The following is a 26995-nucleotide window of genomic DNA, read 5'->3' as shown; positions in this document are numbered from 1 at the left end:
CACTAGCGATGCAATTCGTTCGGTACACCGACGGTACGGGCCCTTCGTGGGGCGTAAAAGAGGAGACGACTATCCACGCGCTGTCTGACCTTCCGCAGGGCGAACCCGAACTCGCCGACATCGGCGACGCGAGTTATCGGTCAGAGGTCGCGCGCCTCGTCGAGCACGACGCGCTGACGCAGGTCGACGCTGACGACGTATCGCTGCTTGCGCCGGTCCCCCTGCCCGGAAAGATCGTCTGTTGCGGGCTCAACTACCGTGACCACGCCGAGGAGCAGGACGAAGAGATTCCCGAGCGCCCGATGCTGTTCGGGAAAGCCGCCACCTCTGTGACAAACCCCGGTGACCCCATCGTCCACCCCGACCCCGACGGCGAGGAGCAGGTCGACTACGAGGTGGAACTCGGCGTCGTCATCGGCGAGCGCTGCAAGGCGGTCTCGGAGTCCGAAGCCTACGACCACGTCGCCGGCTACACGGTCATCAACGACGTCAGCGGCCGGACCGCCCAGCAGTCCGACGGCCAGTTCTTCCGTGGCAAGAGCTACGACACGTTCGCACCGATGGGGCCGACGCTGGTCGCCGACGAGGAGTTCGACCCCAACAGCGTCGACGTCGAAATGCGCGTCGACGGCGAGACGAAACAGGAATCCAACACCGAGCAGTTCATCTTCGATGTCGGCGAACTCGTCTCCTACATCAGCCAGTCGATGACGCTTCGACCCGGCGACGTCATCTCCACCGGGACGCCCGGCGGCGTCGGCATCTTCCGCGACCCCGTCGACGTGCTGGAACCCGGCCAGACGACCGAGGCGGAGATCGAAGGGATCGGCACGCTCACCAACCACGTCGTCGGTAACTGAGGCGGCGACCCGTTTTCGCGCGCCCTATTCCGGAACGACGATGACGACCACGTCGTTGACGTTCGTCCCGGTCGGTCCCGTCGTGATCGTCGCACCGATCTCCGAGAGATACGATCCGGCGTCGTTGGCCAGCAATGACTCGCGGGCGCGCTCGCGGTCCGCTATCGCGGCCGCGTCTGCGATCGCGCCGGCCACGTCCGAGCTTCCGTCCTCGCCGTCTGTATCGACAGCGGCGACGACCGCGCCGCCGTCGTGGTCCAGCGCGCCCGAGAGGACGAGCTCCTGATTGGGGCCGCCCTGTCCGCCGTCGCCGGCGATGGTGACGGTCGTCTCGCCGCCCGCGAGCAGGACGGCCGGTGGCTCGACGGGTGATCCCGTTGCTGTCACTTCTTCGGCGACCGCGACGAGCGGTTTCGCGACTTCGCGGGCCTCGCCGCGCAGGCGGGACGTGAGAACCAGAGGGTCGTAGCCGGATTCGCGGGCAACGTCCGCGGCAGCGTCCAGTGCGGTGCCGTTGTCACCGACGAGGTGGTTCTGGACGCGGTCGAAGACCGAATCGTCGGGGAAGGGGGTCTCTGCGATCTGTCCGTCGCGTCCCGCTTCGAGGTGTTCGCGGACGGCGTCCGGCGGCGTGATGCCGTGACGATCGAAGACGGCAAGCGCGTCCGCGTACGTCGTCTCGTCGGGGACCGAGGGGCCGCTCCCGATGGTCGAGAAGTCGTCGCCGACCACGTCGCTGACGAGCAGTCCGACGACGGTCGCCGGGGCCGCCCGTCGGGCGAGCTGGCCGCCCTTCAGTTCCGAGAGGTGCTTGCGGACGGCGTTGATCTCCTCGATGGGGACGCCGCCACCGAGCAGGCGGTCGGTCGTCGCCTGGAGGTCCTCGATGGTCAGGTCGCCCGCCGGCGCCGACAGGAGCGCGCTGGCCCCGCCGGTCAGGACGAACAGCACGAGCGTGTCTTCGTCGGCCGCGTCGACGATGTCGAGCAGGTCGGCCGTCGCCTGGACGTTCCGCTCGGACGGTAGCGGGTGGTCGCCGACCGACCACTCGACGGACGACACGTCGACTGGCTGTTTGACGACGAGTCGGCCGCCCGTGAGGCGGTCGCCGAGGATCGATTCGAGGGCACGAGTCACGCCGCCGCCGGCTTTTCCGCCGCCGACGATGACGACCTCGTCGTACTCCCCGAGGTCGTACGTCCTCGTTCCGACTGTGAGCGTCTCGCCGTCGAGGTCGACTGCCGATTCGGTGGCCGTCTCCGGCGCGGCCGCATCGATGGCCGCCTCGACACAGTCGAGGGCCACACGGTGAGACTCGTCTGTCTCGAGTGCATCACGATTACGGATCATACGCGTGCTTCCGAGCCGGACGGTAAAAATCTGCCTTCGCGACGCCACGACAGGGCCAACCGCCCCGCCAACCTATTTGTCGCCGGCAGGCGAATCACCGATATGGCGCGAATAGCGTTCCACCTCGAGATCGCAGACGGCAAGCGAGACGCGTACCGAGAGAAACACGAGAACGTCCCCGACGCCCTCGAATCGGCCTACCTCGAATCGGACGCCGGACTGGAGACCTACAGCGTCTTCGAGAAGGACGGACACGTCTTCGGATTCATGGAGGTCGAGGACCCAGGCGCGATCCAGAAGGTTATGCAGGAGAGCGAGGCGCAAGCCGAGTGGGCCGAGGAGATGGAGGGGATCACCCTCGAATCCGACGATAGCTGGATGGACGAAGTGTATCGGATGGTGTGACAGGCGGGATTGACGATTCCGTGAGTCCCCGGCACTGACCACCCACGAGCGTTCCAGCAGCCGGACGATCGATGACTGGAAAACCCTGCCAGACACGGAGAGCGCCCCGAAAACCGTCGTTCGGTTCGATCCGGCTGTTCCGAAGGCACTGCACTGTCAGCGGGATTCACTCCCCGAATTGGATATAGCGAAATACAGTTTATACGTCCGCCGTCAGACAAGAGGTGGTACCAAGTGACACGGCATAGAATAACAGATAAACCACGGAATCCACCCACTGAGGGGCACTGATACGTGTGGCCGCGAACTCGGTACCACCGATAGACCGACCATGCCCGATGACTACGACTCGAAGGTGTACGAGACGAGGAACTTGACGAGGTAGAAACCGCCGACGAGACCGACGAGTATCACCGCCAGGACGATCGCGATCATGAACAGCTGCACCAGCGCCTCGTTAACCATCGACGCCACCTCCGATCGCGTCACGCTGTTCCGGTGTTCGGGTCGTCATACCGGCGCTACGGACCCCGGACGCTAATGTGGTTCGTCTCGAACAGACGGCGATCGAGAGCGCGTCCGTCGAGGCGACGGCCTGGGAGGCAGTCGATCCGACGGACATAGCTGGCGAAGTCAGGGGCCCTCGTCCTGGAACAAGGGAGACGATAGGCCGCCAACACACCACCGTGTTCGCCGTGACTGTTATGCTTCTCTGCCTCACGGCGAGGGCAGCGGCTACATGGAATTGGATGGCATCCTCTCGACGGCCACATTAGTACGCCAGCGTCGAACCACCTTCAGTGAACGCTGGGTGGCCATGGCGGCCCCACCTATCGAATTCGAACGGGTCTCTACCGAGTGATGCTCGAGAACACCAGTTCATGAGCTGAGGTAGTGAGTAGTGTGGACGCCAACACAGCAGTGGCCACGGACACCCACCACTGCGACTCGTCAGGCCAGTCACCTGTTCGAGGGACTCTGCAACCACTCGACCCCCTGCCTTGAGTCCCCAAAGAGAGCGTGATTAAACTGGGCTGTCCCTCGCCGTGCCCCCCTCCCCACTACCCGGCGGTCCGAGACAACTGATTCGTCGACTCAGAGACGACGAGTATCCGATCAGTCGACGCAAATTTATATTTGTGAACTTGGCTAAAACAGTTGTTGACACTACAATTGTGGGGCCCAGATGGTGCAGAATGGGGGCAAATAGGGTACTACACACCCAAATAAAGACATTTATCGGTGTCTGTGGCACTAGATTGAAGTAGACGGCATTCGAGGGGGTAACCATGAGCGATGAGAGCGACGCGACGGAGCGAACGACGGTCAGGACCTACGTGCCCGCCTACCAGAAATCGGAGTGGGCGGAACACGCCGACGAACTCGACATGAGCCAGAGCGAGTTCGTCCGAACGATGGTGCAGGCGGGCCGGAGCGGCTTCGAGACGGCGGAATCCGAGTTATCGGAGGGGGCCGACGATAGCGAGAGCCCCGAGGAAGGCGGTTCCGTGGACGCAACCCCCGGGGTCGACGGCCTGAAAGACCGGGTGCAGGAGATTCTCGCGGACGGCGAATACTACGACTGGGACGATCTGGTAGCCGAACTGACCGACGACATCGAAGAGCGACTCGACGAGACGCTTCAGGAGCTCCAGTCCGCCGACCGCGTTCGGTACAGCGGCCGCCACGGGGGGTACGTGCTGGACGAATGAGTTCCGACGCCGCCGCGCCGAGCGCCGGAGAGGATCCGATCGGGTACTTCCTGGACGACATCACGTATCACGGCAAGAGCGACCGCACGCGCGAGTCCTACGAGCGGGTCCTCAGGGACTTCGAGTCGTTTCTGACTGAAGGCGGTCGGCCGATTTCGGTCGCAGACGCCTCACACAGGGACTGTATGGCCTACGTGCACGGCCTTCGCGGCGAAAAGGAGCCGAGTACCGTCGCGACGTACGCGTCGTACCTGCACCGCTTTTTCGCTTACATGACCCAGGTCGGAACGTTCGAATCCAACCCGATGACGCTCGTCATGGAGGAGATGGACGAGTCCATCAACACGGACCCGACCAGGCGAGAGCTCGACCTCCCCGCGATGCGTGCGTTCGTCGCCGGTGTCACGCATCCCCTCGAACGCGCGCTCGTCGTGACACTGTTGAAGACGGGGATGCGGGCGGGCGAACTGTGTAATCTCGACCTTCGGGACCTCAATCTCGCGACGCCCGGTCCGCGGCCCGATGTCCCGGTTCGCGCGGGCCTCGATGGCCGGCCGGATTCGCTGTTCGTGGACTCGACACCGGCCCGCGGTGCAGTCGTCAACGGGGAGGAGCGGACCGCCTCGAACAAACGGAAACGGGAGACGACAATCCCCGTCGACGACGAACTGGCCGGCGTATTGCGGCGCTGGCTGGCAATCCGCCCGGACACCCGCTCCGACGCGGAGCCGCTGTTCGTCTCGACGCGCGATAGCTGGGGCGAGCGCGTTACACCGGACATGGTCCACCACATCGTGGAGTCACATGCCCGGGAGATGGGCTGGTACACGGACGGTGGTGGCGCGGAGGAGAACGTGACGCCGCACTACTTCCGACACTTCTTCACTACCCATCTCAGGGATCGAACCGGGGAGCGTGGCGTCGTCAAGTACCTCCGGGGCGACGTCGCACAGGACGTCATCGACACGTACACGCACGAGTGGGGTTCGCGGGTTCGGGACGTGTACGAGGCCGAAATTTACACGTTATTGCCGTAGTGCTGGAATAGTTGAACGAAAATTTCCGCACGTATTTCGCACGGCAGCGGACAAATAAACCATATACCGCTATATCAAAACCGTCTCGATCTCCGATCAGTCGTCGGTCTCGCGAGCGACGATCTCGATCCCGTCGTACGAGATGATTCGCGTGCCGTCTTCGGTCAGTCCCTCGACGTGCCTCGTTACGTAGCCCCGGTCGTCGCGTCGTTCGGACGCCCGCTTGTCGACAACCTCCGTTTCGACGTGGAGCGTGTCGCCGGGCCTGAGCGGGGTGTGCCACCGGAGGCTGTCGACGCCGAGGCCGCCGAGGGTCGCCACGTCGGTGATGTGCTCGACGGACAAGCGCATACAGATGGCCGCAGTCTGCCAGCCCGAGGCGACCAGACCACCGAACATCGATTCCGTCGCGGCCTCCTCGTCGAGGTGGAACGGCTGGGGGTCGTATTTCTCGGCGAACTCGACGATCTCGGATTTCGTAATCTCGTACGCGCCGAACTCGCGACGGTCGCCGACCTCGATATCGCCGAACGATTTCATACGTGAACGTGGGCTACCAGATAGAAAACCTCGTTGGAACGAACACCGTCGGACTCGGCGTTGATGGGATCCGTGCTGAAGACCAGGGCAGCTGCTGTCACTGCGACACATCGACGATACGAGACGGGACACGGAGGACGGCTCCGCGTGACAACCCCCTCGCTGCGATACGAACTGCTGCCGTCGATTGGCAGATCGCACTCGTCCGCCGAAGGTGTCTCAGCGGGTTCCACGCAGGCGGCCGCGACTCAATCCGACACGTCGGCCAGCACCGACTCGAGGATGTCGAGGGCGAGCTCCAGTTCTCGCTCGGTCACGTCGAGCGGCGGAAGGAGGCGGAGCGACTTCCAGCCACAGCCGAGCGTGAGCAGGCCGTGCTGGAGCGCCGTGTCCAGTACGTCGTCGCGTCGGCCCTTCGTGTCGAACTCCAGGGCGGTCATCAGACCGAGGCCGCGGACGTCGTCGACGATCGGTCGATCGGCCGAGAGCTCGTGGAGGTGATCGAGGAAGTACGTCCCCTTCTCGGTGGCGTTGTCGAGCAGGCCATGGTCGTCAATGGCAGCGAGCGTCAGCGCACCGCGCATGGATCCCAAGATGTCACCCGCGCCCCACGTAGAGGAGAGCCGCGATTTCTCCGAGGGGAAGATGTCGGACCGAGAGACGGTTGCGCCGACGCGGAGCGCCTTCGCGCTGGTGATGACGTCCGGGGAGATGTCGTAGTGGTCGACGGCCCACATCTCGCCGGTCCGGCCGACGCCGGACTGGATCTCGTCGGCGATGATCGGGATGTCGTGTTTCGCGCACACGTCGTCGACCGCCGAGAGGAACTCGGGGCTAGGGACGTGGTAGCCGCCTTCGCCCTGAATCGGTTCGAGGATGAGGTAGGCGACCTCCTCGGGCGCGATGTGACCAGTGTCCGGGTCGAGTTTCTCGCGGAGTCGCTCGACACCGGCTTCGGAGAACGCCACGTCGTGGACGCCGCTGATTTCGGGGAACTTGCGACGGTAGACGGACTTCGAACGGTTCAGCGAGAGCGCACCGAGCGTCCGGCCGTGGAACGCGCCGTCGAAGGTGATGCCGTACTTCGGCGTCTCGCAGTTGTCGTAGCAGATCTTGATCGCGTTTTCGACGGCCTCGGCCCCGGAGTTCGAGAGGAACACCGTGTCGAAGTCGTACTGGCTGGAGACCTCGGTCAGACGGTCCATCAAGTGAGCGGGGCCGGGCATCGAGGTTTCGTCGGGCGTGCCGCCGGTGCTGAGATAGAAGTCCTGCCCAGCGATCTTCAGTGGGTCGACCATGTCGAACTCGTCGGCCCGGTCCATGATCTTGGGGTTGTTGTACCCGAGCGGCGCTGCTGCGACGTGGCTGGTGAAGTCCAGAAGGACGTTGCCGTCGGCATCGGTACAGAACGGGCCGATGGCGTCCTCGGTGATGTCCCAGACGAAATCGTAGACGTAGGTGCTCGGCGCTGCGGTCTCGTGATGATACTCGACCCACTCGCTCGCCCGCGGACCGGGTAACGAGTCGACCCGCGGCTCCACTGTATCGCGGTCCATGCTAGCAATTATGGCACCGAGCGTAATAAATCACTACATCCCCTGTGGACCGATACCGAACAGTCATACGGTGACCGATATCTGTCCGGTCGACGCGAACGCTGTGAACCGCTGATCGGTATACGAAACTGTCCCATCCGGGAGGAACTGACCCCCGGAACGATACGGCAGTCTGCTGACGGGAAACGCCCTGTGTTCGACAACGAGAGCGCGCAGCGTCACTAACGATGGTACGACTGTTATCGGTCGAGTGATAGAACACCGTGCGAGCGGGACTGGGCGGACGAGCGGCGCGACGAACTGACGTGTCGATGCACACCGGAGAACGAAAGCGAATGTAATAGTATAAATTCGGCTATGATGTCATAATGATCAGATTAATAATAATTCTGTAGGAAATTCGTTATCTGAAAATAACTAATTTTGGGGAGGTATAACGTGTACTAAATTTAATTGTATTCAGAAAATTGTAATTTGATTGATTTATGCCGTGATAGCATAAATTTGCCATTCGTCCCCCTACCTATATCAGATAATATAGATATATTGTATTTTGATGGGTCCTCCAACCGTTGGTTCGGGTCACGTCCGGTACATCGGTGAATTCCGATCGATGAAACGTGCCGTTTCAGTCACAGAGCCGAAAGGCTGGATGTCGTCGGTGTGGGCGCGTGAGGGAGAGGAATTACCCCCGGCCTTGTATATAAATGGTCGCTCGAAGGACAGCGGTGTTGACGGGTAACTAAAAGACTTATTGTTGTTACCGAGCGATACACTAGCATGTCGACCACGCCTGCGCCGGACGGGACGCAGTGGTTCCTGCACACGTGGCAGGACCACATCCTTGACCCGGTGGAGACGGCCCTCGACGTCTTAGCGCGTGAGCAGACGGAGTTGGCGGCGGAGCGCGAAGCCCTCGATGATTTTCTGACGCGTCTAGACCGTATCGACCCCGTCGAACAACGAACCGTGCCGGTCGGCTCTCCCCCGGAGCGTGCCGATACAGCCCCCGTCGTAGCGCTCCGAGACGCGTACTCGGAGACGGTCCTCTCCGTCGAACATTTCGAGACGGTCTACGACGAGACGCTGGTCGAGAACGTCGCGATCGAGTTCGGGCCCGACTACGCTGCCGTATTTCACCCCGAATCCAACGTCCAGTTCTCGCCGCCGGTCAAGCGCTCGCTCGTCGCGGCCACCGAGCAAGCTATCGACGAACGAGAGTCGCTGGAACGGGCAGTGAAACTGGAACAGCGGGCGATCACGTCCTACAGGGAGCGGATCCAGTGTCTCCTGGATACGCTCGACAGCACGGTCGTCCCGGAGTGGTATCGCGAGACGTTCCGCGAGACTGCCACAGGAATACTCTCCGAGCGCCAGGAGGAACTCCACTCCAGCGTCCACCGGTTCGACACGATGGACTTCTGTTCGTACATGTACGAGGAGCAACTCTGGACACACCCCGTGTTGACCAGCGTCGCTCGCCTCCAGGAGTCAGTCGACAGCTAGGGAACGGACCTGTTCCCTCACGCAGCTTGTTGCCACACGTCGTCGACAGCCGTTGCACACGCCAGAAGATATACGATACGATATACGAACTCGAAATGCTATGTTTTCTGGTATATCTGACCCGGGGCCACCAACGGAAATCTTACACCGACCGGGAACCGAATGGAGGTGAATGGAAGACACCGTCACCGTCAGAATCGACCCCCACGTCCACTCCGAGGGGTCGTACGACGGCAGTGAACCGGTGGAACTAATCCTGGAGCACGCGCGGGACATCGGCCTGGACGGCGTCGTCGTGACGGACCACGACGACATCGAGCAGTCGCTTCGAGCGGCCCGACTCGCACCGGAGTACGGCCTGATCGGCATCCCCGGCGTCGAGGTGTCGACCGCGGACGGCCACCTTCTCGCTGTCGGCGTCGACGAGCGGCCGTCGCCCGGAAAGCCGTTCCTCTCGACGGTCGACGAGATCCGCGCCCACGGGGGCGTCGCCATCGTCCCGCACCCCTTCCAGCGGAGCCGACACGGAGTGAGAAAGCGCAAGCTCAGGGACTGCGACGCCGTCGAGGTGTACAACTCGATGCTCTTTACCGGCTACCGGAATCGCCGGGCGGGATCGTTCGCACGACGGCACGACTACCCGCAGGTAGGCGCGAGCGACGCTCACTCGATCCGGAATATCGGCCGTGCCTACACGGAGATTCACCTCCCCGAATCGGTTGTCTCGGAGGGGGTCGACAGCCAGTCGGTCATCGACGCACTCGCGGACGGGGCGACGACGATTCGCGGGCGACGGACGCCGATCCACCGGAGCGCGAGACAGTACACCAACGGGGCCGCGAAGAAGAGCCTCTTTCTGACGACCTCGCGTCTACCCGTCATCCCCACGCTTCCCGCTTCGTTCAGACAGTCCTGAGCGGTCTCGTCGGTCCGCGGCGGGGGCGATAGACTCCGAGTGACCCTCTCCCGGCGAACATCTTCGGCCGGGTTCCAGCCCCGTGAGAGCGCGCGCCCCTATATATACAGGTCTGTCCACCAGTACCGGATGTGAGCTCCCATGGCAACGCGTAGAACGTTCATCCGAGGGCTGGCAGTAACGGCGACCGGAACGGCAATCGCTGGCTGTTCGTCGAGTGGCGGTTCGAACAGCGGAAACGGCGACTCCGGTTCCGATGGCTCCGCCTCCGGCGACGGCTCCAGCGACGGCTCCGGCGGCGACGACGGCGGATCGAGCGGCGGCTCCGAGTGGACCCAGACGAGCACCGTCGAGATGACCGACGAGTTGGCCTTCGAACCGAAGAAAATCCAGGTCGAGGCCGGTACGACGGTCACGTTCGAGAACGTCGGCAGCATCGGCCACACCGTGACCGCCTACGAGGACAAGATTCCCGACGGGGCGACGTACTTCGCCTCCGGCGGGTTCGACTCGCTACAGGCCGCGAAGGACGGCTACAGCAATGGACAGAAGGGCAACATTCCGAAAGGCGAGAGCTACGAGGTGACCCTCGAGACGACGGGCACGTACGAGTACTACTGCATCCCCCACGAGATGAACGGGATGGTCGGCCAGATCAAGGTGGTCTAATCATGAGTGACGCAGAATCCCCACGCGACCCGACGGAGGTAATGGACGAGTACGAACAGACGCTCGACGAGGTGCTGGCGGAGGTAGAGTCGGAACCGCGAGACGATGACGACGACGGTCTCTCGCTCGGTCTCCCCGGACTTACCCTCGACCGGCGCGACTTCATGAAAGCCGGTGTCGCGGCCGGCGCGATGGGTTCGGTCGCGGGCTGTTCCGCCCTCAGCGGCAGTGACGGAAGCGCCGGGAGCCAGTCGACGCCGTCGAGCGGCGGTGCCAGCCACCTCGTCGAACCCGGCGAGCACGACGAGTACTACGGCTTCTGGTCCGGCGGCCACTCCGGCGAACTGCGCGTCATCGGGATCCCGTCGATGCGCGAACTCACCCGCATTCCGGTGTTCAACACCGACTGCGCGTCCGGGTACGGCTACACGGACGGCACGCAAGCGATGCTGGAGGAGGGGGGCGGCTACTCCTGGGGTGACAACCACCACCCGAACCTCTCGGAGACCGACGGCGACTACGACGGCGAGTACCTGTACGTCAATGACAAGGCGAACGGCCGCATCGCCCGCGTGAACCTCACGTACTTCGAGACGGACGCCATCACGGACGTGCCGAACATGCAGGCCATCCACGGCTGCTGTGTCCTCTCGCCCGACACGAAGTACGTGCTCGGCAACGGCGAGTTCCGCGCGCCCCTGCCCAACGACGGTCGCGACGTGAAGAACCCCGACAACTACACGTCGCTGTTCGTCGCCGTCGACCCCGAGTCGATGGAGACGCAGTGGCAGGTCAAGGTCGACGGGAACCTCGACATCGTCGACACCGGCAAGGAGGGTCGGTGGGCCATCGCCTCCTGTTACAACAGCGAGGAATCCACCGACATTCAGGGGATGACCCGTGACGACCGGGACAACGTCAAGGCGTTCGACATCCCGGCCATCGAGCAAGCCGTCGAGAACGGCGAGTACGAGGAGGTCAACGGCATCCCGGTCGTCGACGGCACCCAGAGCAGTTCGCTCAACCAGGGCGACCGGCCCGTCGTGAAGTACATCCCGACGCCCAAGAGCCCCCACTGCGTCGAGGTCGGACCGAACGGCGACTACGCATTCATCGCCGGGAAGCTCTCCCCGACGGTGACGATGCTCGACCTCAACAAACTCCCGGACGTGTCCGACCCCGCGGAGGCCGTCGCGGGCCGTCCGCGGGTCGGCCTCGGACCGCTGCACACGACCTTCGACGGCAACGGCCACGCCTACACGTCGCTGTTCATCGACTCACAGGTGGCGAAGTGGGACATTCAGGCCGCCGTCGAGGCCGACGAGGGCTCCGAGGAGCCCATCATCGAGAAGCAGGACGTCCACTACAACCCCGGCCACATCCAGGCGCTGGAGGCGATGACGACGGACCCCGACGGCGAGTGGCTGGTCAGCCTCAACAAGCTCTCGAAAGACCGGTTCCTCCCGGTCGGCCCCATCATGCCCGACAACGACCAGCTCATCCACATCGGCCAGGGCGAGGAGTCGATGGAACTGGTCGCCGACCACCCGGCCTACCCCGAGCCACACGACTGCGTCTTCGCCCACAAGGACAAGATCGACGCGAAGAAGGTCTACGACAAGGCCGACTACGATCAGACGTACATCACCGAGGAAGACTCCGGCGTCGAGCGCACGGGCGAGAACAGCGTCCACGTCAAGATGACGACCAAGCGCTCGGAGTTCGGCCTGCCCGACTTCACGGTCCAGGCGGGCGACGAGGTGAAGCTCTCGACGACCAACATCGAGGGCGTCCAGGACATCATCCACGGCGTGGCCATCCCCGAACACGACATCAACTACGCCGTGGCCCCCCAGGACACCCGCGAGGTCACGTTCACGGCCGACGACCCCGGCGTGTACTGGATCTACTGTACGTACTTCTGTAGCGCCCTGCACCTGGAGATGCGCAGTCGGATGATCGTCGAACCGGCGGAGGAGTAACCGCGTCCCCCTTTCGGAGGTGTCCAGTCATGCAACGACCCACCCTCGACGACTTCCGCGAGGTCAGGCGGGGCCTCCCCGTGCTAGCGGCGGCGCTGTTCGTCGCGGCGCTCGCGTTCCCGATGTGGCACATCAGCGTCGACGCCGTGCAGTACCCCAGCACGACGCTGCACGTCAATCTGTACGCCTACCCGCGGCTGACCGGGGACTACACCGAGATGGCCAGGCTGAACCACTACATCGGCTTTTACTTCCCCGACCCGGTGTTCATCGAGCCGAACTACCCGGTGGAGGAGCGGGCCATCGACGTGCCCGAGTGGTCGCTGGGGCCGTTCGCGTTCGTCGCCGTCTCGCTGCTGTCGGCGTTCGTCGCCGTCGCGCCGACCGCCGAGAAGCTCAAGCGCGGCCTGACCTACCAGTTCGCAGGCACGGTGCTCGTGTTCACCGTCATGCTCGCCGATATCCAGTTCCGGCTCTGGCAGGCCGGCCACACGCTCGACCCCGACGCTCCCGTGATGGGCGTCACCGGCTTCACGCCGCCGCTGTGGGGGCGCTACCAGGTGGCCAACATCACCAGCGTTTCGCGGTTCGGCCTCGGCGCGTACATGGCGATAACCGCCGTCGGGATGCTGGCTGTGGCGTTCTACTACCGCGACCGAGCGGTGTCGTTCGGCGAGCTCCCGGGCCGGCTCAGCCGCGGAATCGCGGGCCTGCCCGGCGCGGTCCGCCGGCGTGACGGCCGAGAGAGCGACGATGACGACGGCTCGCACCGCCCGACGACCACCGCCGACGGAGACGGAATCACGAACCACCGATGATCCCCACGTCCCACGGACTGGAGCGCGCGTTCGCCGTCGCGATAGCGGCCGTGCTCGTCGTCTCCGTCGTCGCCGCGAGCGTCGCGAGCGCGGGCGGCGGCGGACCCGGCGACGACCTCGCGTTCGATCCCGACGTCCCCGATACCGAGTCGTTTAGCGCCCCGTCGGCCGACGGCACCGCCACGGTCGACGGCGAAACGTACGAGAGCCTGCAGGCGGCCGTCGACGCCGCCGACCCGGGCGACACCGTTCGGGTGGACGGGCGCTTCGACGAGACCGTCGTCGTCGCGACGCGGAACGTCACGCTCGCCGGGAGCGGCCCCGGTCGGGCGCTACTCCACGGCGACGGCGAGGGCGACGTGCTCACCGTCGACGCGGCGGGCGTCACCGTCGCGGGCCTCTGGGTCCGCAACAGCGGGTACAGCACCGCCGAGAACGACGCTGCGGTCTACGTGAACGCGAGCCGCGTCACCGTCCGCGACAGCCGCGTCACGGACACGACCTTCGGCGTCTGGCTGAACGGCGTCAGCGACGCCCGCATCGCGAACAACACCATCGTCGGGCGCGCGGAGATCACCCGCCTGACCGACCGCGGCAACGGCATCCAGATCTGGAAGACCGAGGACGCCGTCGTGCGGAACAACGACATCACGACGGTCCGCGACGGCATCTACTACAACTGGGCGAAAGACGTGGTCGCCAGCGGGAACACGATGTGGGACCTCCGCTACGGGGTCCACTACATGTACTCCGACGACTGCGTGCTGCGGAACAACACCGCCTTCGACAACGACGCCGGCTACGCGCTGATGGTGTCGAAACACCTCGTCGTCGCCGACAACGTCGCGGTGAACAACACGGGCCAGTCCGGCCACGGCATCCTCGTCAAGAGCATCGACGACACGGACATCAGGGGCAACCACCTGGTGGGCAACGGCAACGGCCTGTTCATCTACAACTCCGTCAGCAACCGCATCGTCGGGAACCTCGTCGCCGGCAACGACGTGGGCGTCCACATCTCCGCCGGCAGTACCGAGGAGACCGTGTACAACAACAGCTTCATCCGCAACGACCGGCCGGTGCTCGCGGTGATGAACGACCAGGTCCACTGGAACGAGAGCGTCGGCAACTACTGGTCGCGAGCGAACCCGACCGACGTCGACGACGACGGCGTCGGCGACACGCGCTACAAGCCGGCCGGCGCGGTCCAGCAACTGACCGCCGAGAAGCCCGCTGCGCGGGTGTTCGCCAGCAGCCCGGCGTTCGACGCCGTTCGGCTGGCCGAGTCGTCCGTGCCGGTCGTCCGGTCGCCCGGCGTAGTCGACGCCCGCCCGCTCACCGAACCGCCCCACGACAACTGGAGGACGTACTATGAACGTGATTGAGGTCGACGACGTATCGAAATCGTACGGCGACGTGCGCGCGCTCGACGGGCTCTCGCTGTCCGTCGACCGGGGGACGACCCTCGGCGTGTTCGGCACGAACGGCGCGGGGAAGACGACGCTGTTCAAACTGCTCGTCGGACTGAACCGCCCCGACTCGGGGACGGTGACCGTCGCCGGCGCGGACCCGACGGACGGGACGACCGTCCGCCAACGGGTGCGCTACCTGCCCGAACACGCCGGCTTTCCGCCGTCACTCACCGGCAGGGAGATACTCCGGTTCCACGCGCGGATGCGCTCTGTCCCGGGAGACCGGCGCGAGCGCCACGTCGAGCGCATCCTGCACACCGTCGGACTGGCCGACGCCGCGGACCGGCGCGTCGGCGGTTACTCCAACGGGATGAACCGACGGCTCGGTCTGGGGACCGCGCTGATCGGCGAGCCGGCGGTGCTGATACTCGACGAGCCGACCGCCGGCCTCGACCCGGACGGCATCCGCGCGTTCCACGACGTGGTGGCGTCGCTCGCGGCCAAGACCGACGTGACCATCGTCTTCTCCTCGCACGCCCTCGGCGAGATTCAGCGCCTCTGCGAGGAGGCGGTCATCGTCGCCGACGGCCGGGTCGCCGCGTCCGGGCCGGTCGAAGACCTCCGGCGCGCCGCCGCCGACGAGGTCACGGTGTCGCTCTCGTTCGGTAGCGAGGCGGACGCCGACGGTGCGGCGGCCGCGCTTCGGGACCACGTCGGGGCGCTGGCCGTCGACCGCGCCGGCGTCGACGTGACGGCCACGGCCGAACCGTCGGCGGCCTACGACCTGCTGACGGCCGTGGGCGACGCCTACGACATCGACCGCTTCGAGGTCCGAGAGCCCGGACTGGAAGCCGCCTTCCGAGAGGCGGTCAGCGCGAGCGGCGACGCCGACGCGACGCCGCCCGCGGATTCAGTCGCCGACGACCACGGGGGTGAGCCGGCGTGAGCGACGAGCGCGCGGGCGACACGCCACGAGCCACCGAATCGACCGACGCCGCTCCCGACGGCGGCATCGCCACCGACGCACCGGCCGCGCGGCTCGACGGTGGCGGGGCCGAACAGCCGGTGGGGAGTCCCGCCGTGGACGCGAGCGAGAACCACACCGTGGACGCCGCCGAGCGGTCCGCGCTCGCGCGGCTGACCGAGAGCAGTCTCGTCACTATCGCCCTGCGGGAGTACCGCCTGGCGGTTCGGAGCCGCTGGGCGCTCGGCGTCGCGCTCCTGTTCGGCTTCTTCACCGCCGCGGTCGTCCAGTTCGGCGCGAGTTCGGTCGGTCCCGGCCGCTTCGACGCGGTCGTGGCGACCATCGCCGAACTCGGCGTGTACCTCGTGCCGCTGGCGGCGCTCGCGGTCGGTTACGACGCCGTCGTCGGCGCTGACGAGCGGGGCTCGCTCGAACTCCTGCTCGCGCTCCCCGTCTCGCCGGGGCGCGTCATCGTCGGCACCGCGCTCGGTCGCGCGACCGTCCTCGTCGGGTCGATGCTGCTGGGCTTCGTCCCCGGCGGCCTGTTGCTCGTCCGGCACCTCGGCGTCGCGAGCATCGCACCGTACGCGGTCGTCGCGCTCGCCGCGGCGCTCACGGGCTGTGCGATGCTGGGCGTCGCCGTGTTGCTCTCGACGGTCGCGCGGACGAAGACCCACGCGCTCGGCGCGGCGCTGGCCGTCTGGCTGTGGGCGGCGCTGCTGCACGACCTCGCGGCGCTCGGAGCCGTCGCCGGCTTCGACCTCGGATCCGGAGCCATCGCCGCGGCGGTGCTGCTCAACCCCGTCGACTGCTTCCGCGTGCTCGCGCTCTCGCAGGTGGACGTGGTCGCCGGCGGCTTCGCCGGCGTCCTCGCGCAGGCGGGCCTCTCGACGCCGGTCGTCGCCGCGGCGCTGGTCGCGTGGCTCGTCGTCCCGATCGGTGTCGCGACCCGGCTCATCCGCCGACGGCGGCTGTGAGCCGATAAGATTTCTTCAGACCGATTGGAGCGCGGTTTCTTCCGGGTCCTCGAACAGGTCCGCGACGAGCCGCGTCGTCTCGGTCCGCTCGTGGGCGTTCTCCAGCAACACCGTCTCGCTGGGGAACAGCCGCTCGCCGAGTTCGAGCCCGTGGTCGCGCGCCGTCGAGCCCGTGACGGTGAGATAGACGCCAAGGCCGGTCGCCGCGATGTCGGCCTCCTCCTCGTTGCCGTTCGTCGGGTAGGTAAAGGAGATGCCGTCGAGCGCGCCCGTTCCCAGCACCGCCTCGACCAGCCGCTCGTACCGCGGTGAGATGCACAGGTCGCCCTCGTAGTTCGCGACGAACGTGCGGTCGAGGGGTCCGTCCTGGGAGTCGATCACGTCCGGCGTCCCGAGCAGCGTGTGATACACCGTGTCGCCGAGGCCGGTCACGACCCGGACGTCGGTGTCGAGCGGGTCGATACGGTCGTTGATCTCGTCGATGCTGGTCAGCGCCTCGTCACGGAGCTGAACGACCTCTTCGAGGACGAGGTCGGCGCTGTCGAAGCCGAGCGCGAACTCGTGGGTTCGCAGGGCGCGAAACGGCTCCTCGCGGCCGACCAGTTGCACGTCGCCGTGGTCGGTCGGGACGGTGACACTGTCGAAGACGACGCGGCGTGGCATCCCCTCGCGGTCGTCGCGCAGCAGCGTGAACTCGGGCTCGTGAGGGTCGTCGAGCGTGGAGTAGTCGCCGATGCGATGGTACACGTCGCCGTCGGCGGTCTGGTTCCCTTTGGTGATGGCCTTCTCGTAGCGAAGCGTCGAGATGATCTCGTCGGCCAGTTCGGTCGCGCCGGTGCGCGCGGCGAGTCGCTCCAGCACGGCTTCGAGGGGCCGGCCCTTGCGGGGGACGGCCACTCTCGTCGTCGTCATTATGCAGGCACAGACGGTGGATCGGTAAAACGAGTTCGGTTACTCGCCGCCGCCGATGACCGAGGAGAGCTGTTCGCGCCACTCCTTGAGGTCCTCGATCTCGGACTCCGTCTCGTCGACCCGGTCGGCGAGTTCGCCCTCGCCGATCTCGTCGCGGACGGCCTCGATCTCGCCCTCCAGATCGTCGACCTGACTCTCGATGTCGTTCACGTCGGTCGCCAGCGTGTCGACTTCCTCGGAGGCCTCCGCGGCGGTCGATTTCGCCGTCTGGATGTCGTCCTCGAAGTCGTCGAGCGTCGACTCGAAGGATTCCAGGCGCTGGCTGAAGTCCTCGATCATGTCCTCGCCGGTCCCGTTCTCGTCCAGGAACTCCTCGAGCGCCCCCGTGTACGCCCGGAGGTCGGCGATGTCTGCCTGAAGGCGCTGGATACGGGCCTCGTTGACGCCGTCGTCTGGCGTCTCGTCGTCGTCAGAGACCGCGTCCAGCGCCCGCTTCAGGAGCTTTACGTCATCGGCCGAGACGTTCTGCTGGCGGATCTCCTCGGCCATGGTCGCGATGACCGCGCCGGTCTCCACCTCGGCGTCGCCCGCAGAGGCGTCGCTCCCACCCGACTCGGCCTCGGCGTTCGGGTTGTTCGGGTCCGCGAGCTCCAGCGTCTCGATGTCCTCGTCCTCCTCACCTTCGTCGTCCAGGCCGGGGACGCTGTCCACGTCACCGGAGATCACGTCGCGAACCGCGTCGGAACTGCCGACGAGATCCTCCTCTCCGTCGTCGAGCGGCGGATCGACGCTCTCGATTTCGGGTTCGGTCAGGAACTTCTCGACGTCGTCGGTGCCAGTCGCGCGGATGCCGTACACCGTCGTGTAGTCGGCCTCCGGGTCCAGTTCCTTCTCGAAGGCGATGCGATCCTCGTTGATGTCCCAGTACTCACTGCCGTACTCCGGGTGGAAGCCGAGGTCCTCGACCGCGACGTCCTCGGGGACCGTATCGACGAGTCTGACGGTGACCGCCCCGGTCCGACGCGACCGGAGATTGAACGCGATCGCGGGGACGGGAAACTCGTCCGCCTCGAACCGCTTTGTCACCGTCACGCCGTCGGACGCGACAGTGACCTCCTCGTAGGCCTGTGTATCGCTCATGCACTGTATGCGCTCATCAATGGTATTAAAGGTACGTACCTGGCCAACATTTACACCTTTTTTCCAATCTACTGGCCTTAAGATAATGGGCGCTTTTGCCGGCCGGGAGCGCGACGTGGCACCGTCGAGCACTGCCAGAATCCGGACGTCGGACCGAGAGAGGTCGGCTACAGATCGTAGCGATCGCCGATCTCGATAACCGACAGGGTCTCGGGGTACTCGAAGCTGTTGGCGTGGTTGTGTAGCACCGTCGGCTCCGTCGTCATGCCCTTCCACATGTCCCAGTGCGTGGGGAGCAGGGTGTCGAGGCGGAGGTCGTTGGCGGCCTCGATAATCATGTTCTCGTCGTTGTACCACTGCGTCCGCTTCGGTTCGCCGGTCTCCTTGTCGTCGATCATCCCGACCGTGCCGAAGGCCAGCGCGCCCGCGTCGATGTCGTAGCGCTCGCCGACGGTCTCGAACTCGCCGGGGCGCGCGTCGCCGCCGTGGAAGAAGGTTCCAGAGTCGTGTTCGAAGACGTACGACACCGGGTGGTCGGCGTCAGGATCGTTTGCCGGTTCGACGTGGACCGTCAGGTCGCCGACCTCGACGGTGTCGCCCTCCGCAACCTCGTGGAGCTGGTCGTCGACGACGCTCCAGTTCTCCATCCAGGCCTCGTCGTCGATGACTTCGTGGCCGCTGTCGGTCGTGTAGTAGTCGGCCCCCGTACCGGCGAGGATCGGGGCCTGGGACGGGCCGTGGACGTGGTCGACGTGCTCGTGCGTCCCGAAGATGGCGTCACAGTCGGTGATGTCCTCCGGGTTGAACGGCACCGGGACCATCCGAACGGTCCGGGGCGGGTCTCCGGTGCCCAGGTACGGATCGATGAACACCGTCGTCCCGCCGCTCGATTTCAGCACGAACCCGTTACAGCCCAGATACCAGATCGCCAGTCCGTCGGGCGAGGCCGACTCCACCGCGCGCGGCAGCCAGTCCTCCCAGTCTGATTCGACCGTCATACCCGGGAGTGCCCGTCCCTGTCGCTAAGGTGTTTCGAAGACCGTAGCCAGTGTGTACTCGCTGGCGAATCCAAGCGAGCGAGGGACGCCGACTCAGTCGGCCGGTCAGTTCTCTCGCTCACCGGGAACCCGACAGTGGTTTTATCTCTCGACCGACTGTCTTTCGAGTCGGATGTACGACACGATACTGCTCGCCACGGACGGGACCGTCGCGTCGAGGGACGCGGAATCGCACGCCATCTCGCTGGCGCAGTCGCACGACGCGACGCTCCACGCCCTCTACGTCGTCGACGAGGACGTGTACACCGCCTACAGCGGCGACGAGTACGTCGACGAGGCAGAGGGCCCTGAGCACGGCCTCGAAGAGGAAGGCGAAGAAGCGCTCGCTGCGGTGCGCGAGGCCGCCGAAGACGCGGGCGTCGACGTCGTCGAGACGCTGACACACGGGAGCCCGGTCGAGTCGATCATCGCCACCGCCGAGGACCGTGACGCCGACGTGATCGTCCTCGGGACCAAGCGCCGCCCGGCGGAGTACCGCAGTCTGCTCGGGAGCGTCACCGACAAGGTCGTCCGGCTGACGGCCCGGCCGACCGTCGTCGTGAAGACAGAGGTCGACGAGTAGCGCCGCTCCGCGTTCGGTTCGAAGTGGAAAAGCCGCGCAGTCGAACGCCGGGTTTCAGTCCTCGCAGCACCCGCCGGCCTTCTGGCCGAAGTCGACCGCCAGTTCCTCGGAGACGATTTCGTTGAGTTCCTGCAGGCGCAGTTCGAGTTCGTTCTGGGCCTGGAGGTAGTCGCTCATCACCGGGATGTCGTGGAGTTCCTCCTGTTTCTGCTGGACCTTGCGGAGGTCCTCCTGTGAGGCCTTGCCAGTCTGGCGCGCGAGCATGAACTCCTCGCGGATCTGCTCGAACTCCTGAATGGCCTCCTGGGCCTCCTCGTGGTTTTCGACGGCGTCCTTGGCCGCCTCGAATCGCTGGTACACCGGCAGTTCGGCGATCGCCTCGCCGAACTCCGTCGCGAGCTCATCGACGCGGTCGCCGTCGACGTCGGCGGCGGTGTCGGTCTCGATGCTCATCGCCAGACGGTTGGGACTCGGGCGGTATAGGCCTGCCGAAACCCGCACAGAATCGGGCGCGAAACGACTACCGCGCCGGGGGCGAGCGTTGAATATCCCTCGGGGAGCCGATAGGATATGCAACTGGTCGAGGGGGTCGTCGCGCTCCTCGCGATAGTCCTGTATCTCCTCGCCCTGGCGGCCCTGGGGCTCGGGATCCTCTTCGGCTTCGCTGCGGCGATCGGACTCGTCGGAGCCGTGCCGACGATACCGCTCCTGTACGTCCTGCCGGACGTTCGGCGCTTCCTCGCGCTCGCGTCCGGCGGCGGACCGGCCGACGAGACGCCGCCGTGGCGCGTCGCGCTCCGACTCCGGTACCTGCTCCTGTCGATGGCGGGCGGCGTCGCCTACGGGACGGTCTTTCTGCTCCTGTTCATCCCGGTCCAGGAACTCGGACTGCTGCACGCCGCCGTCGGCCCGGTCCCCGTCTGGTTCGCTATCCCACTCGGGTTCGTCGGGTTCGTCGCTCCGCTGGCGTACGTCGCCCACCGGAACTCGCGCGCCTGGACCGAGACGACGGACGCTCGCTCCGTGTTCCTCCAGTGGCTCGTGTTCGCGACGGTGGTCGTGGCCGTCGAGACGGCCGTACCGGTCCTCGTCACGCGCCTTTGAGGGACGGAGACACGTGATGGCCACCACACAGGCCGTTATCAATATTCGAGATTGATTGTACGGATTTATGCGTTCGAACGTATTTCGGTTCGTCATGCCCACGGAACGACAGGCGAATCCGCTCCTACCCGACTCGATGGACTCCAGCGAGGAGTTCTGGCTCCACGCGTTCGAATCGCTCATCGAAGACCTTCCGGAGGGGGCATTCATCGTCGATGCGGACGGAGATATCACACATTGGAATCAGGTGGTCGCAGAGATGCTCGGACTGCCGGCGAGCGAAGCCATCGGAATGAACGCCTACGACGTGTTCGGTACGGAGGGCGAGTCGGAGACGCTCGCGGAGGAAGTGATGCGGACCGGGACGCCGAAACGAGAGCGCGAGTTCCGGTCCGCGGAGCGTCCCGACGGTACGATGGCACACGCCCGCGCGTTAGCGATTCCGCTCCTGTCGCCGAACGGCGAAGCCGTCGGCGCGGTGGAACTGTTGCTCGATTTCAGCGACATCGTCAATCAGCGCGAGGACCTGCGTGAACTCCAGTCACAGATGACCGAGGACGTCGACCAGGCCGTCGGCGACCTCAGCGAGTCGGCGAGCGCCGTCACTGAGCAGTCCGACGAGATCAGAGAGGTGGCCACGGAGCAAGCGGAGAACCTCGACGAGGTCCAGACCGAGGTCTCCGGGTTCGGCGCGACCGTCGAGGAGATCGCGTCCAGCGCCGAGGAGGTGAGCGCACAGAGCGGCGAGGCGCGGGACCTCGCGGCGGAGTCCGTCGAGACCGCGACGGAGACGATCGAGCGCGTCGAGGACGCGACCGACTCGGCCGAGCAGGTCGCCGAGGACGCACAGGAACTGCGTGGCCACGTCGAAGAGATCGACGAGTTCGTCGAGGTCATCAACGACATCGCGGACCAGACGAACATGCTGGCGCTGAACGCGAACATCGAGGCCGCGCGGAGCGACGGGAACAGCGACGGGTTCGCCGTCGTCGCCGACGAGATCAAGGAGTTGGCCGACCAGTCCAAACAGCACGCGGACGAGGTCGAGCGGATCGTCGCCGAGGTCCGGGAGATGACGGACAACACCGCGACGAACGTCGGCGAGACCACGGACGCCATCCAGCGGTCGCTCGGAGACCTCGAAACCGTCCTCGACAATCAGGAAGCGATCCTGTCGGCGACGACCGAGACCGACCAGGGCATCGGCGAGATCGCCGAGGCGACGGACGAGCAGGCCGCGAGCGCCGAGGAAATCGCCGGAATGATCGACGAGATCGCGGACCGGGCTGCCGAAATCGCCGACGCCATCGACGAACTGGCGGACGCGAACGGCACCCAGCACCAGAAGGTCAGGGACTTAGAGGAGAACGTCGAGCGCGTCGAACAGAAGCTGAACACGATCATGGAGTGAGCGTCGCTCACCGAAACACGGGGGTTATGCCGCTCGAACGGATACACGGTTGCAATGAGTCAAGAGCGGACCGAGGGCGACCTCCGGAACACCGGACTGTCGCTCAAACACGACCGCGAGTGGGACTACGAACTCGACCGCATCATCGACGCCGTCGAGGAACGAGACGCCGAGAAGGTGGGCCTCCAGTTCCCCGAGGGACTGAAGCGGCGCGGCCCGGCCGTCGCCGACGACCTCCGTGAGGAACTGCCCGACGACGTGACAATCCTGATCTCCGGCCAGCCCTGTTACGGGGCCTGCGACCTCGACACCTACATGATGCGCCGGACGGACGTCTTCGTCCACTTCGGGCACTCGCCGATGAAGGAGTCCGAGAAGATCATCTACGTCCCGCTGTTCTCGAACGTCGACGTCTTCCCCATCATGGAACAGGCCCGCGAGGAACAGCTCGCTGACCCCGAGGACGACCCCGACGTGGGGCTGGTGACGACGGCCCAGCACATGAACAAGTTCGACGAGATGCGCGAGTGGCTGGAGGAACGCGGCTACACGGTCCACACGCGCCGCGGCGACGAGCGGCTCACCCACGAGGGGCAGGTGCTGGGCTGCAACTACGCCAGCGCCGACGTGGACGCCGACCAGATGCTGTACGTCGGCGGCGGGAAGTTCCACCCGCTCGGCCTCGCGATGGAACACCCCGACAAGCACGTCGTCATCGCGGACCCGGTCAACAACGTCGTCACCGTCGCCGACACGGAGAAGTTCATGAAACAGCGCTACGCCTCGGTCCACAAGGCGATGGACGCCGAGACGTGGGGCGTCATCTTCTGCACGAAGATCGGTCAGGGTCGCTGGGAGAAAGCCGAGGAAATCGTCGAGAACAACGACGACGCCTACCTCATCACGATGGACGAGGTGACGCCCGACCGCCTGACGAACTTCGGGATGGACGCCTACGTCAACACCGGCTGTCCGCGCATCACGACCGACGACGGCCCGCAGTTCAAGAAGCCGATGCTCACGCCGGGCGAGTACGAGATCGCCATCGGCGAGAAGCCCCTCGAGTCCCTGGAGTTCGACACCTTCCACGGTACGTGGTAACTGCCGTCGCGTTCGCGGCCCCCTCGATTACTGTCGGGCATTCCCAAAAGTTTTTGCATGAATCTGGCGTATCCCCTCTGATGCCGACAAAGAGCGCGCTCGCCCAGCAGCTCGCCGTCGTCGCCGGGTTCGACGACCCCCGGGCCAGTCTCGAACAGTATCGGACGCCGCCGGACCTGGCGGCCCACCTCGTCCACACCGCCGACCTCCAGGGCGACATCCAGGACCGGACGGTCGTCGACCTCGGCTGTGGGACCGGCATGCTGGCGCTCGGTGCGGCGCTGCGGTCGCCGTCGCGGGTCGTGGGCCTGGACATCGACCCCGCACCGCTGTCGACCGCACGGGACAACGAGCGCAAGGTGGGGTCGACCACGTCCGTCTCGTGGGTGCGCGCCGACGCGACCGCGGCCCCGCTGTGTCCGCCCGTCGACGAGACGACGGTCGTGATGAACCCGCCGTTCGGCGCGCAGTCCGACAACGAACACGCGGACCGGCGCTTTCTCGAGACCGCGGCGGCCGTCTCGGGCGTCTCCTACTCGATCCACAACGAGGGGAGCCGCGACTTCGTGGAGTCGTTCGCGGCCGACAACGGCGGTGAGGTGACCCACGCCTTCGAGACGGAGTTCGACCTGCCCCGGCAGTTCGACTTCCACGAGGACGAGCGCCGGACCATCACGGCCGAAGTGTACCGGATCGACTGGGGCGACAGGAGCCAGTGACAGTTGGCTCTCACTCGATCACGCTCCCGCTCTGCGGTCGGTGTGTGACTCCGTTCACCTCGCACGGTCGCGGTCGCGCTGTCGAAGCTCTGCGACCTGGACGCGCGTGCCGTCGGTCCGGGCGTACAGGCGCGTCCGGTTGCGCTCGAACGTGAGTCCGCCGATGGTCGCCCGGGTCATGTTGGCCGGGAGCGGGCCGCGGCCGACCGTCTCGTTTGCCTCGGTGACCGCGATATTGAACCCGCCGTCGCTCGGGGTCAGCGTCACGTTCCGGCCGTCGAGTATCACGTCCGCCGTCGACGGTTCGGACGTGTAGACCGTCCGGCGCTCGCCACCTGCAGGTCGTAGCTGCACGCGGTAGACGCTCTCGTTGCCAAGGACCGACCAGTCGGTCCGCGTCGCCTGCACGGACGAGCGCCACGTCGGTCCGCCGACGGTCACGGTCTCGCGGCCGTCCACCGCGAGCCGTCCCGGCTGGACGGCGACGATCCACACCTCCCGCTCGGCGCTCGCGACGATGACGCCGCTCGCGTTGATCGAGACGTCGCCCTGTGTCGGGTACCAGATGTTCTCGAAGTAGCGGTTGGGAACGTCCTCGTCGTAGGTGACGGTGTAGTCTCGCACCTCGACACCGTCCTCCGGAAGTTCGTCGGTCTGCAGGTCGACCACGTTCGTCGGCACGGCGGCGAGACACAGTGCGGCCAGCGAGACGACGATGACGACGCCGGCGAGCGATGCGGGTCGGCGGTCGAAACTCGGAAACGGTCGGCGGTCGGCGTCGAGTGTCACCGCCGCGGTCAGGAACGCGAGCACGAACACCAGCGCCGCGCCGAGGAAACGATACAGGCGGAATCGGCCGCCGCCCAGCGGGACGTACACCGCCCACAGGCCCTGGAAGACGGCGAAAACGAGCGTCGCGAAGAACACCCGCGGCGCACTGGGACGCTCGTCCCGGTACCACAGCAGGACGGCTCCGGCAAGGAGTCCGGCGAGCAGGCCGATGGCGTGGCCCTGGATGGCGACGTTCGACCACCAGGGCGTCACGAATCGGGTCTGGCCCGACGCCGTCGACACCGGATACCGGAGCGCCGAGTACAGCAGGTCGACGACGCGACTGCCGACCAGCGCGCCGAGGAACAGCGTCGGTCGCGTCACGAGGGCGAATCCTGCGAGGGCGAACACCACGCCCGAAAAGCCGACGACCGGCCCGACGGCGAACACCGCGGTGTAGACGCCGACGACGAACAGAACGGCCGGGACCACGAGAATCCGGGCGAAGGGGTTCGTCCGCAGCGAGGTGAACGTCTGCACGCCGCGCTTTCGCGGGTAGTGACCCCAGACGTACTCGGCCACCGACCCGTACACCAGCGTCCCGAGGAGGTTCCCGGTGACGTGGCCCTGCCCCCCGTGAGTGAAGGCCCCGGTGAGCATTCCCAGCGGGTAGAAGTACGACCACGTTCGGAACGGCGTGACCAGCGGGTTTCGGGGGTGCCACCACGCGCCCTGGACGAACAGGTACACCGCGAGGACACCGCCCATCGTCAGCAACGTCCCCCAGGGAATTCCGAGAAGCAGTCGTGCCCGGAGCGCCCGGCCGGGCCGGTCGCCGGCGATTCGACGGACACCGAGGAGGACTGCGACGACCACGCCGAGGACGACCAGTTCCTGCCACGGCAGCCACGCTGGCGGCGTCGGAAGCGCGTCCGTCGGCAGCGACTGTAACATTCACGCTCAGTTCGGGCACGAGATGGCTTATGAGTGACGGCGGACGGCGGTCCGGTCAGACAATAAACGGAATCGTGACTGTGCCGCCAGCGCGCCGTCTAGACCAGGCCGACGCCGACGCTGTAGGGCCACGACGTGCCGGCGACGGCCAGCAGCGCGACCGCGCCGCCCGCGAGAGCGACGTTCTTCAGGAACTGCGTCAGTTCGTCCTGGGTCTGGTCCTCGGGGACGGCCCAGAAGTCGTGCATCGCGACGGCGGAGCCGACGAGGAACGTCGCGAGCGCGCCCGCCGCGACGACCGGATAGACGCCGAGGACGACGAAGACCCCGCTGACGACGAGCAGGCCGCCGCTCGCGTAGACGGACGCGGTCGGAGCGGGGAGGCCCTTCGCCTCGGCGTAGGGGGCCAACTGCTCGGCGCTGCTGAAGTGGTTCAGTCCCATGAACGCGAGGACGCCGCCGAACAGCACGCGGGCGACGAGGAACAGTTCGGCCGCGCCGGCGGTCTCGAACGCCATCAGGCGCTCACCCCGGCGGCGTCGGTAGTCTGGGAGCGGTA

Annotated in this window: 27 protein-coding genes; 17 read left to right on the top strand and 10 right to left on the bottom strand. The window is 65.8% G+C overall.

What is annotated here, in order from left to right:
- The first annotated feature begins 8 nt into the window (after positions 1-8).
- Positions 9-860 carry a fumarylacetoacetate hydrolase family protein gene (locus ACOZ4I_RS07020; protein WP_424004375.1) on the top strand — a complete coding sequence of 284 codons (852 nt, stop codon included), beginning with the start codon at positions 9-11 and terminating at the stop codon, positions 858-860.
- 24 nt (positions 861-884) lie between these two features.
- Here the strand turns inward: ACOZ4I_RS07020 and ACOZ4I_RS07015 are convergent, their stop codons facing one another.
- Positions 885-2210: a glycerate kinase type-2 family protein gene (locus tag ACOZ4I_RS07015; RefSeq protein WP_424004373.1), complete on the bottom strand. Its 1326-nt coding sequence runs from the start codon at positions 2208-2210 to the stop codon at positions 885-887.
- Between the two features lie 102 nt (positions 2211-2312).
- Between ACOZ4I_RS07015 and ACOZ4I_RS07010 the strand changes: the two genes are divergently transcribed.
- On the top strand, positions 2313-2615 hold the full coding sequence (locus tag ACOZ4I_RS07010; RefSeq protein ID WP_424004371.1) for an L-rhamnose mutarotase: 303 nt from the start codon (positions 2313-2315) through the stop codon (positions 2613-2615).
- Positions 2616-2957: 342 nt separating this feature from the next.
- Here ACOZ4I_RS07010 and ACOZ4I_RS07005 read toward each other — a convergent pair whose 3' ends face one another.
- Positions 2958-3080 carry a hypothetical protein gene (locus ACOZ4I_RS07005; RefSeq protein WP_424004369.1) on the bottom strand — a complete coding sequence of 41 codons (123 nt, stop codon included), beginning with the start codon at positions 3078-3080 and terminating at the stop codon, positions 2958-2960.
- 824 nt (positions 3081-3904) lie between these two features.
- Here ACOZ4I_RS07005 and ACOZ4I_RS07000 point away from each other — a divergent pair.
- Together ACOZ4I_RS07000 and ACOZ4I_RS06995 are read left to right on the top strand one after the other, a co-directional pair.
- Positions 3905-4327 (top strand): DUF5805 domain-containing protein, encoded by a 423-nt coding sequence (locus ACOZ4I_RS07000; protein WP_424004367.1) that lies wholly within the window; start codon positions 3905-3907, stop codon positions 4325-4327.
- Positions 4324-5364 carry a tyrosine-type recombinase/integrase gene (locus ACOZ4I_RS06995; RefSeq protein WP_424004365.1) on the top strand — a complete coding sequence of 347 codons (1041 nt, stop codon included), beginning with the start codon at positions 4324-4326 and terminating at the stop codon, positions 5362-5364. The genes ACOZ4I_RS07000 and ACOZ4I_RS06995 overlap by 4 nt, the downstream gene beginning before the upstream one ends.
- A 96-nt stretch (positions 5365-5460) precedes the next feature.
- Here ACOZ4I_RS06995 and ACOZ4I_RS06990 read toward each other — a convergent pair whose 3' ends face one another.
- A complete protein-coding gene (locus ACOZ4I_RS06990; RefSeq protein WP_424004363.1) occupies positions 5461-5904 on the bottom strand; it encodes a MaoC family dehydratase in 444 nt (147 codons plus the stop codon).
- A 248-nt stretch (positions 5905-6152) separates the two neighbouring features.
- The gene (locus tag ACOZ4I_RS06985) at positions 6153-7460 is read right to left on the bottom strand and encodes an aminotransferase class III-fold pyridoxal phosphate-dependent enzyme (RefSeq protein ID WP_424004361.1); all 1308 of its coding nucleotides are present in this window, start codon (positions 7458-7460) and stop codon (positions 6153-6155) included.
- A gap of 780 nt (positions 7461-8240) precedes the next feature.
- Between ACOZ4I_RS06985 and ACOZ4I_RS06980 the strand changes: the two genes are divergently transcribed.
- The 8 genes from ACOZ4I_RS06980 to ACOZ4I_RS06945 all read left to right on the top strand — a co-directional run bounded on the left by ACOZ4I_RS06980 (position 8241) and on the right by ACOZ4I_RS06945 (position 16704).
- On the top strand, positions 8241-8966 hold the full coding sequence (locus ACOZ4I_RS06980; RefSeq protein WP_424004359.1) for a DUF7260 family protein: 726 nt from the start codon (positions 8241-8243) through the stop codon (positions 8964-8966).
- A gap of 172 nt (positions 8967-9138) precedes the next feature.
- The gene (locus ACOZ4I_RS06975; RefSeq protein WP_424004357.1) at positions 9139-9882 is read left to right on the top strand and encodes a CehA/McbA family metallohydrolase; all 744 of its coding nucleotides are present in this window, start codon (positions 9139-9141) and stop codon (positions 9880-9882) included.
- 141 nt (positions 9883-10023) lie between these two features.
- The gene (locus tag ACOZ4I_RS06970; RefSeq protein WP_424004355.1) at positions 10024-10551 is read left to right on the top strand and encodes a plastocyanin/azurin family copper-binding protein; all 528 of its coding nucleotides are present in this window, start codon (positions 10024-10026) and stop codon (positions 10549-10551) included.
- Positions 10552-10553: 2 nt separating this feature from the next.
- Positions 10554-12533, top strand: a complete 1980-nt coding sequence (gene nosZ, locus ACOZ4I_RS06965; protein WP_424004353.1) for a TAT-dependent nitrous-oxide reductase — start codon at positions 10554-10556, stop codon at positions 12531-12533.
- Between the two features lie 29 nt (positions 12534-12562).
- Positions 12563-13351, top strand: coding sequence for a hypothetical protein (locus tag ACOZ4I_RS06960; protein ID WP_424004351.1), 789 nt, complete (start codon positions 12563-12565; stop codon positions 13349-13351).
- On the top strand, positions 13348-14736 hold the full coding sequence (nosD, locus tag ACOZ4I_RS06955) for a nitrous oxide reductase family maturation protein NosD (RefSeq protein WP_424004349.1): 1389 nt from the start codon (positions 13348-13350) through the stop codon (positions 14734-14736). Before ACOZ4I_RS06960 ends, nosD begins: the two co-directional genes overlap by 4 nt.
- A complete protein-coding gene (locus ACOZ4I_RS06950) occupies positions 14723-15709 on the top strand; it encodes an ATP-binding cassette domain-containing protein (RefSeq protein ID WP_424004347.1) in 987 nt (328 codons plus the stop codon). The genes nosD and ACOZ4I_RS06950 overlap by 14 nt, the downstream gene beginning before the upstream one ends.
- A complete protein-coding gene (locus tag ACOZ4I_RS06945; protein WP_424004345.1) occupies positions 15706-16704 on the top strand; it encodes an ABC transporter permease in 999 nt (332 codons plus the stop codon). The genes ACOZ4I_RS06950 and ACOZ4I_RS06945 overlap by 4 nt, the downstream gene beginning before the upstream one ends.
- 15 nt (positions 16705-16719) lie before the next feature.
- On the opposite strand, the gene ACOZ4I_RS06940 is transcribed toward ACOZ4I_RS06945, so the two are convergent.
- The 3 genes from ACOZ4I_RS06940 to ACOZ4I_RS06930 all read right to left on the bottom strand — a co-directional run bounded on the left by ACOZ4I_RS06940 (position 16720) and on the right by ACOZ4I_RS06930 (position 19754).
- Complete coding sequence (locus ACOZ4I_RS06940) at positions 16720-17616, bottom strand: hypothetical protein (protein ID WP_424004343.1); 897 nt, start codon at positions 17614-17616, stop codon at positions 16720-16722.
- 39 nt (positions 17617-17655) lie between these two features.
- Positions 17656-18756 carry a hypothetical protein gene (locus ACOZ4I_RS06935; RefSeq protein WP_424004341.1) on the bottom strand — a complete coding sequence of 367 codons (1101 nt, stop codon included), beginning with the start codon at positions 18754-18756 and terminating at the stop codon, positions 17656-17658.
- Between the two features lie 167 nt (positions 18757-18923).
- The gene (locus tag ACOZ4I_RS06930; protein WP_424004339.1) at positions 18924-19754 is read right to left on the bottom strand and encodes an MBL fold metallo-hydrolase; all 831 of its coding nucleotides are present in this window, start codon (positions 19752-19754) and stop codon (positions 18924-18926) included.
- Positions 19755-19926: 172 nt separating this feature from the next.
- On the opposite strand from ACOZ4I_RS06930, the gene ACOZ4I_RS06925 reads away from it, so the two are divergent.
- On the top strand, positions 19927-20376 hold the full coding sequence (locus ACOZ4I_RS06925) for a universal stress protein (RefSeq protein ID WP_424004337.1): 450 nt from the start codon (positions 19927-19929) through the stop codon (positions 20374-20376).
- Positions 20377-20430: 54 nt separating this feature from the next.
- On the opposite strand, the gene ACOZ4I_RS06920 is transcribed toward ACOZ4I_RS06925, so the two are convergent.
- Entirely contained in the window at positions 20431-20829 is a 399-nt protein-coding gene (locus ACOZ4I_RS06920) for a YlbF family regulator (RefSeq protein WP_424004335.1), read from the bottom strand.
- A 117-nt stretch (positions 20830-20946) separates the two neighbouring features.
- Here ACOZ4I_RS06920 and ACOZ4I_RS06915 point away from each other — a divergent pair, with 117 nt between their 5' ends.
- The 4 genes from ACOZ4I_RS06915 (at position 20947) to ACOZ4I_RS06900 (ending at position 24711) form a co-directional block, all read left to right on the top strand.
- Positions 20947-21480, top strand: coding sequence for a hypothetical protein (locus tag ACOZ4I_RS06915; RefSeq protein ID WP_424004333.1), 534 nt, complete (start codon positions 20947-20949; stop codon positions 21478-21480).
- Between the two features lie 136 nt (positions 21481-21616).
- Positions 21617-22891: a methyl-accepting chemotaxis protein gene (locus ACOZ4I_RS06910; RefSeq protein ID WP_424004790.1), complete on the top strand. Its 1275-nt coding sequence runs from the start codon at positions 21617-21619 to the stop codon at positions 22889-22891.
- 54 nt (positions 22892-22945) lie between these two features.
- Positions 22946-23992 carry a diphthamide biosynthesis enzyme Dph2 gene (dph2, locus tag ACOZ4I_RS06905; RefSeq protein ID WP_424004331.1) on the top strand — a complete coding sequence of 349 codons (1047 nt, stop codon included), beginning with the start codon at positions 22946-22948 and terminating at the stop codon, positions 23990-23992.
- An 80-nt stretch (positions 23993-24072) separates the two neighbouring features.
- A complete protein-coding gene (locus ACOZ4I_RS06900) occupies positions 24073-24711 on the top strand; it encodes an METTL5 family protein (RefSeq protein WP_424004329.1) in 639 nt (212 codons plus the stop codon).
- Positions 24712-24765: 54 nt separating this feature from the next.
- Here ACOZ4I_RS06900 and ACOZ4I_RS06895 read toward each other — a convergent pair whose 3' ends face one another.
- Together ACOZ4I_RS06895 and ACOZ4I_RS06890 are read right to left on the bottom strand one after the other, a co-directional pair.
- Positions 24766-26436, bottom strand: a complete 1671-nt coding sequence (locus ACOZ4I_RS06895) for a rhomboid family intramembrane serine protease (RefSeq protein ID WP_424004327.1) — start codon at positions 26434-26436, stop codon at positions 24766-24768.
- A gap of 98 nt (positions 26437-26534) precedes the next feature.
- Entirely contained in the window at positions 26535-26954 is a 420-nt protein-coding gene (locus ACOZ4I_RS06890) for a DoxX family protein (RefSeq protein WP_424004325.1), read from the bottom strand.
- Positions 26955-26995: the final 41 nt, after the last annotated feature.

Origin of the sequence: Haloarcula salina, assembly GCF_049603855.1 — an archaeon.
Lineage (GTDB): Archaea > Halobacteriota > Halobacteria > Halobacteriales > Haloarculaceae > Haloarcula > Haloarcula salina_A.
Note: the sequence above shows the minus strand (reverse complement) of the source record. Positions and strands in the feature narration are given on the sequence as shown.

What these genes read in the sequence shown, in the direction of transcription:
- ACOZ4I_RS07020 (WP_424004375.1), top strand. Translation starts at nt 9, where the DNA reads ATGCAATTCGTTCGGTACACCGACGGTACGGGCCCTTCGTGGGGCGTA.
- ACOZ4I_RS06890 (WP_424004325.1), bottom strand. Translation starts at nt 26,954, where the DNA reads ATGGCGTTCGAGACCGCCGGCGCGGCCGAACTGTTCCTCGTCGCCCGC.
- ACOZ4I_RS07010 (WP_424004371.1), top strand. Translation starts at nt 2,313, where the DNA reads ATGGCGCGAATAGCGTTCCACCTCGAGATCGCAGACGGCAAGCGAGAC.
- ACOZ4I_RS07000 (WP_424004367.1), top strand. Translation starts at nt 3,905, where the DNA reads ATGAGCGATGAGAGCGACGCGACGGAGCGAACGACGGTCAGGACCTAC.
- ACOZ4I_RS06935 (WP_424004341.1), bottom strand. Translation starts at nt 18,756, where the DNA reads ATGAGCGATACACAGGCCTACGAGGAGGTCACTGTCGCGTCCGACGGC.
- ACOZ4I_RS06995 (WP_424004365.1), top strand. Translation starts at nt 4,324, where the DNA reads ATGAGTTCCGACGCCGCCGCGCCGAGCGCCGGAGAGGATCCGATCGGG.
- ACOZ4I_RS06980 (WP_424004359.1), top strand. Translation starts at nt 8,241, where the DNA reads ATGTCGACCACGCCTGCGCCGGACGGGACGCAGTGGTTCCTGCACACG.
- ACOZ4I_RS06900 (WP_424004329.1), top strand. Translation starts at nt 24,073, where the DNA reads ATGCCGACAAAGAGCGCGCTCGCCCAGCAGCTCGCCGTCGTCGCCGGG.
- nosD (WP_424004349.1), top strand. Translation starts at nt 13,348, where the DNA reads ATGATCCCCACGTCCCACGGACTGGAGCGCGCGTTCGCCGTCGCGATA.
- ACOZ4I_RS06950 (WP_424004347.1), top strand. Translation starts at nt 14,723, where the DNA reads ATGAACGTGATTGAGGTCGACGACGTATCGAAATCGTACGGCGACGTG.
- ACOZ4I_RS07005 (WP_424004369.1), bottom strand. Translation starts at nt 3,080, where the DNA reads ATGGTTAACGAGGCGCTGGTGCAGCTGTTCATGATCGCGATCGTCCTG.
- ACOZ4I_RS06985 (WP_424004361.1), bottom strand. Translation starts at nt 7,460, where the DNA reads ATGGACCGCGATACAGTGGAGCCGCGGGTCGACTCGTTACCCGGTCCG.
- ACOZ4I_RS06960 (WP_424004351.1), top strand. Translation starts at nt 12,563, where the DNA reads ATGCAACGACCCACCCTCGACGACTTCCGCGAGGTCAGGCGGGGCCTC.
- ACOZ4I_RS06910 (WP_424004790.1), top strand. Translation starts at nt 21,617, where the DNA reads ATGGACTCCAGCGAGGAGTTCTGGCTCCACGCGTTCGAATCGCTCATC.
- ACOZ4I_RS06930 (WP_424004339.1), bottom strand. Translation starts at nt 19,754, where the DNA reads ATGACGGTCGAATCAGACTGGGAGGACTGGCTGCCGCGCGCGGTGGAG.
- ACOZ4I_RS06915 (WP_424004333.1), top strand. Translation starts at nt 20,947, where the DNA reads ATGCAACTGGTCGAGGGGGTCGTCGCGCTCCTCGCGATAGTCCTGTAT.
- ACOZ4I_RS06925 (WP_424004337.1), top strand. Translation starts at nt 19,927, where the DNA reads ATGTACGACACGATACTGCTCGCCACGGACGGGACCGTCGCGTCGAGG.
- ACOZ4I_RS06975 (WP_424004357.1), top strand. Translation starts at nt 9,139, where the DNA reads ATGGAAGACACCGTCACCGTCAGAATCGACCCCCACGTCCACTCCGAG.
- ACOZ4I_RS06920 (WP_424004335.1), bottom strand. Translation starts at nt 20,829, where the DNA reads ATGAGCATCGAGACCGACACCGCCGCCGACGTCGACGGCGACCGCGTC.
- ACOZ4I_RS06895 (WP_424004327.1), bottom strand. Translation starts at nt 26,436, where the DNA reads ATGTTACAGTCGCTGCCGACGGACGCGCTTCCGACGCCGCCAGCGTGG.
- nosZ (WP_424004353.1), top strand. Translation starts at nt 10,554, where the DNA reads ATGAGTGACGCAGAATCCCCACGCGACCCGACGGAGGTAATGGACGAG.
- ACOZ4I_RS06940 (WP_424004343.1), bottom strand. Translation starts at nt 17,616, where the DNA reads ATGACGACGACGAGAGTGGCCGTCCCCCGCAAGGGCCGGCCCCTCGAA.
- ACOZ4I_RS06970 (WP_424004355.1), top strand. Translation starts at nt 10,024, where the DNA reads ATGGCAACGCGTAGAACGTTCATCCGAGGGCTGGCAGTAACGGCGACC.
- ACOZ4I_RS07015 (WP_424004373.1), bottom strand. Translation starts at nt 2,210, where the DNA reads ATGATCCGTAATCGTGATGCACTCGAGACAGACGAGTCTCACCGTGTG.
- dph2 (WP_424004331.1), top strand. Translation starts at nt 22,946, where the DNA reads ATGAGTCAAGAGCGGACCGAGGGCGACCTCCGGAACACCGGACTGTCG.
- ACOZ4I_RS06990 (WP_424004363.1), bottom strand. Translation starts at nt 5,904, where the DNA reads ATGAAATCGTTCGGCGATATCGAGGTCGGCGACCGTCGCGAGTTCGGC.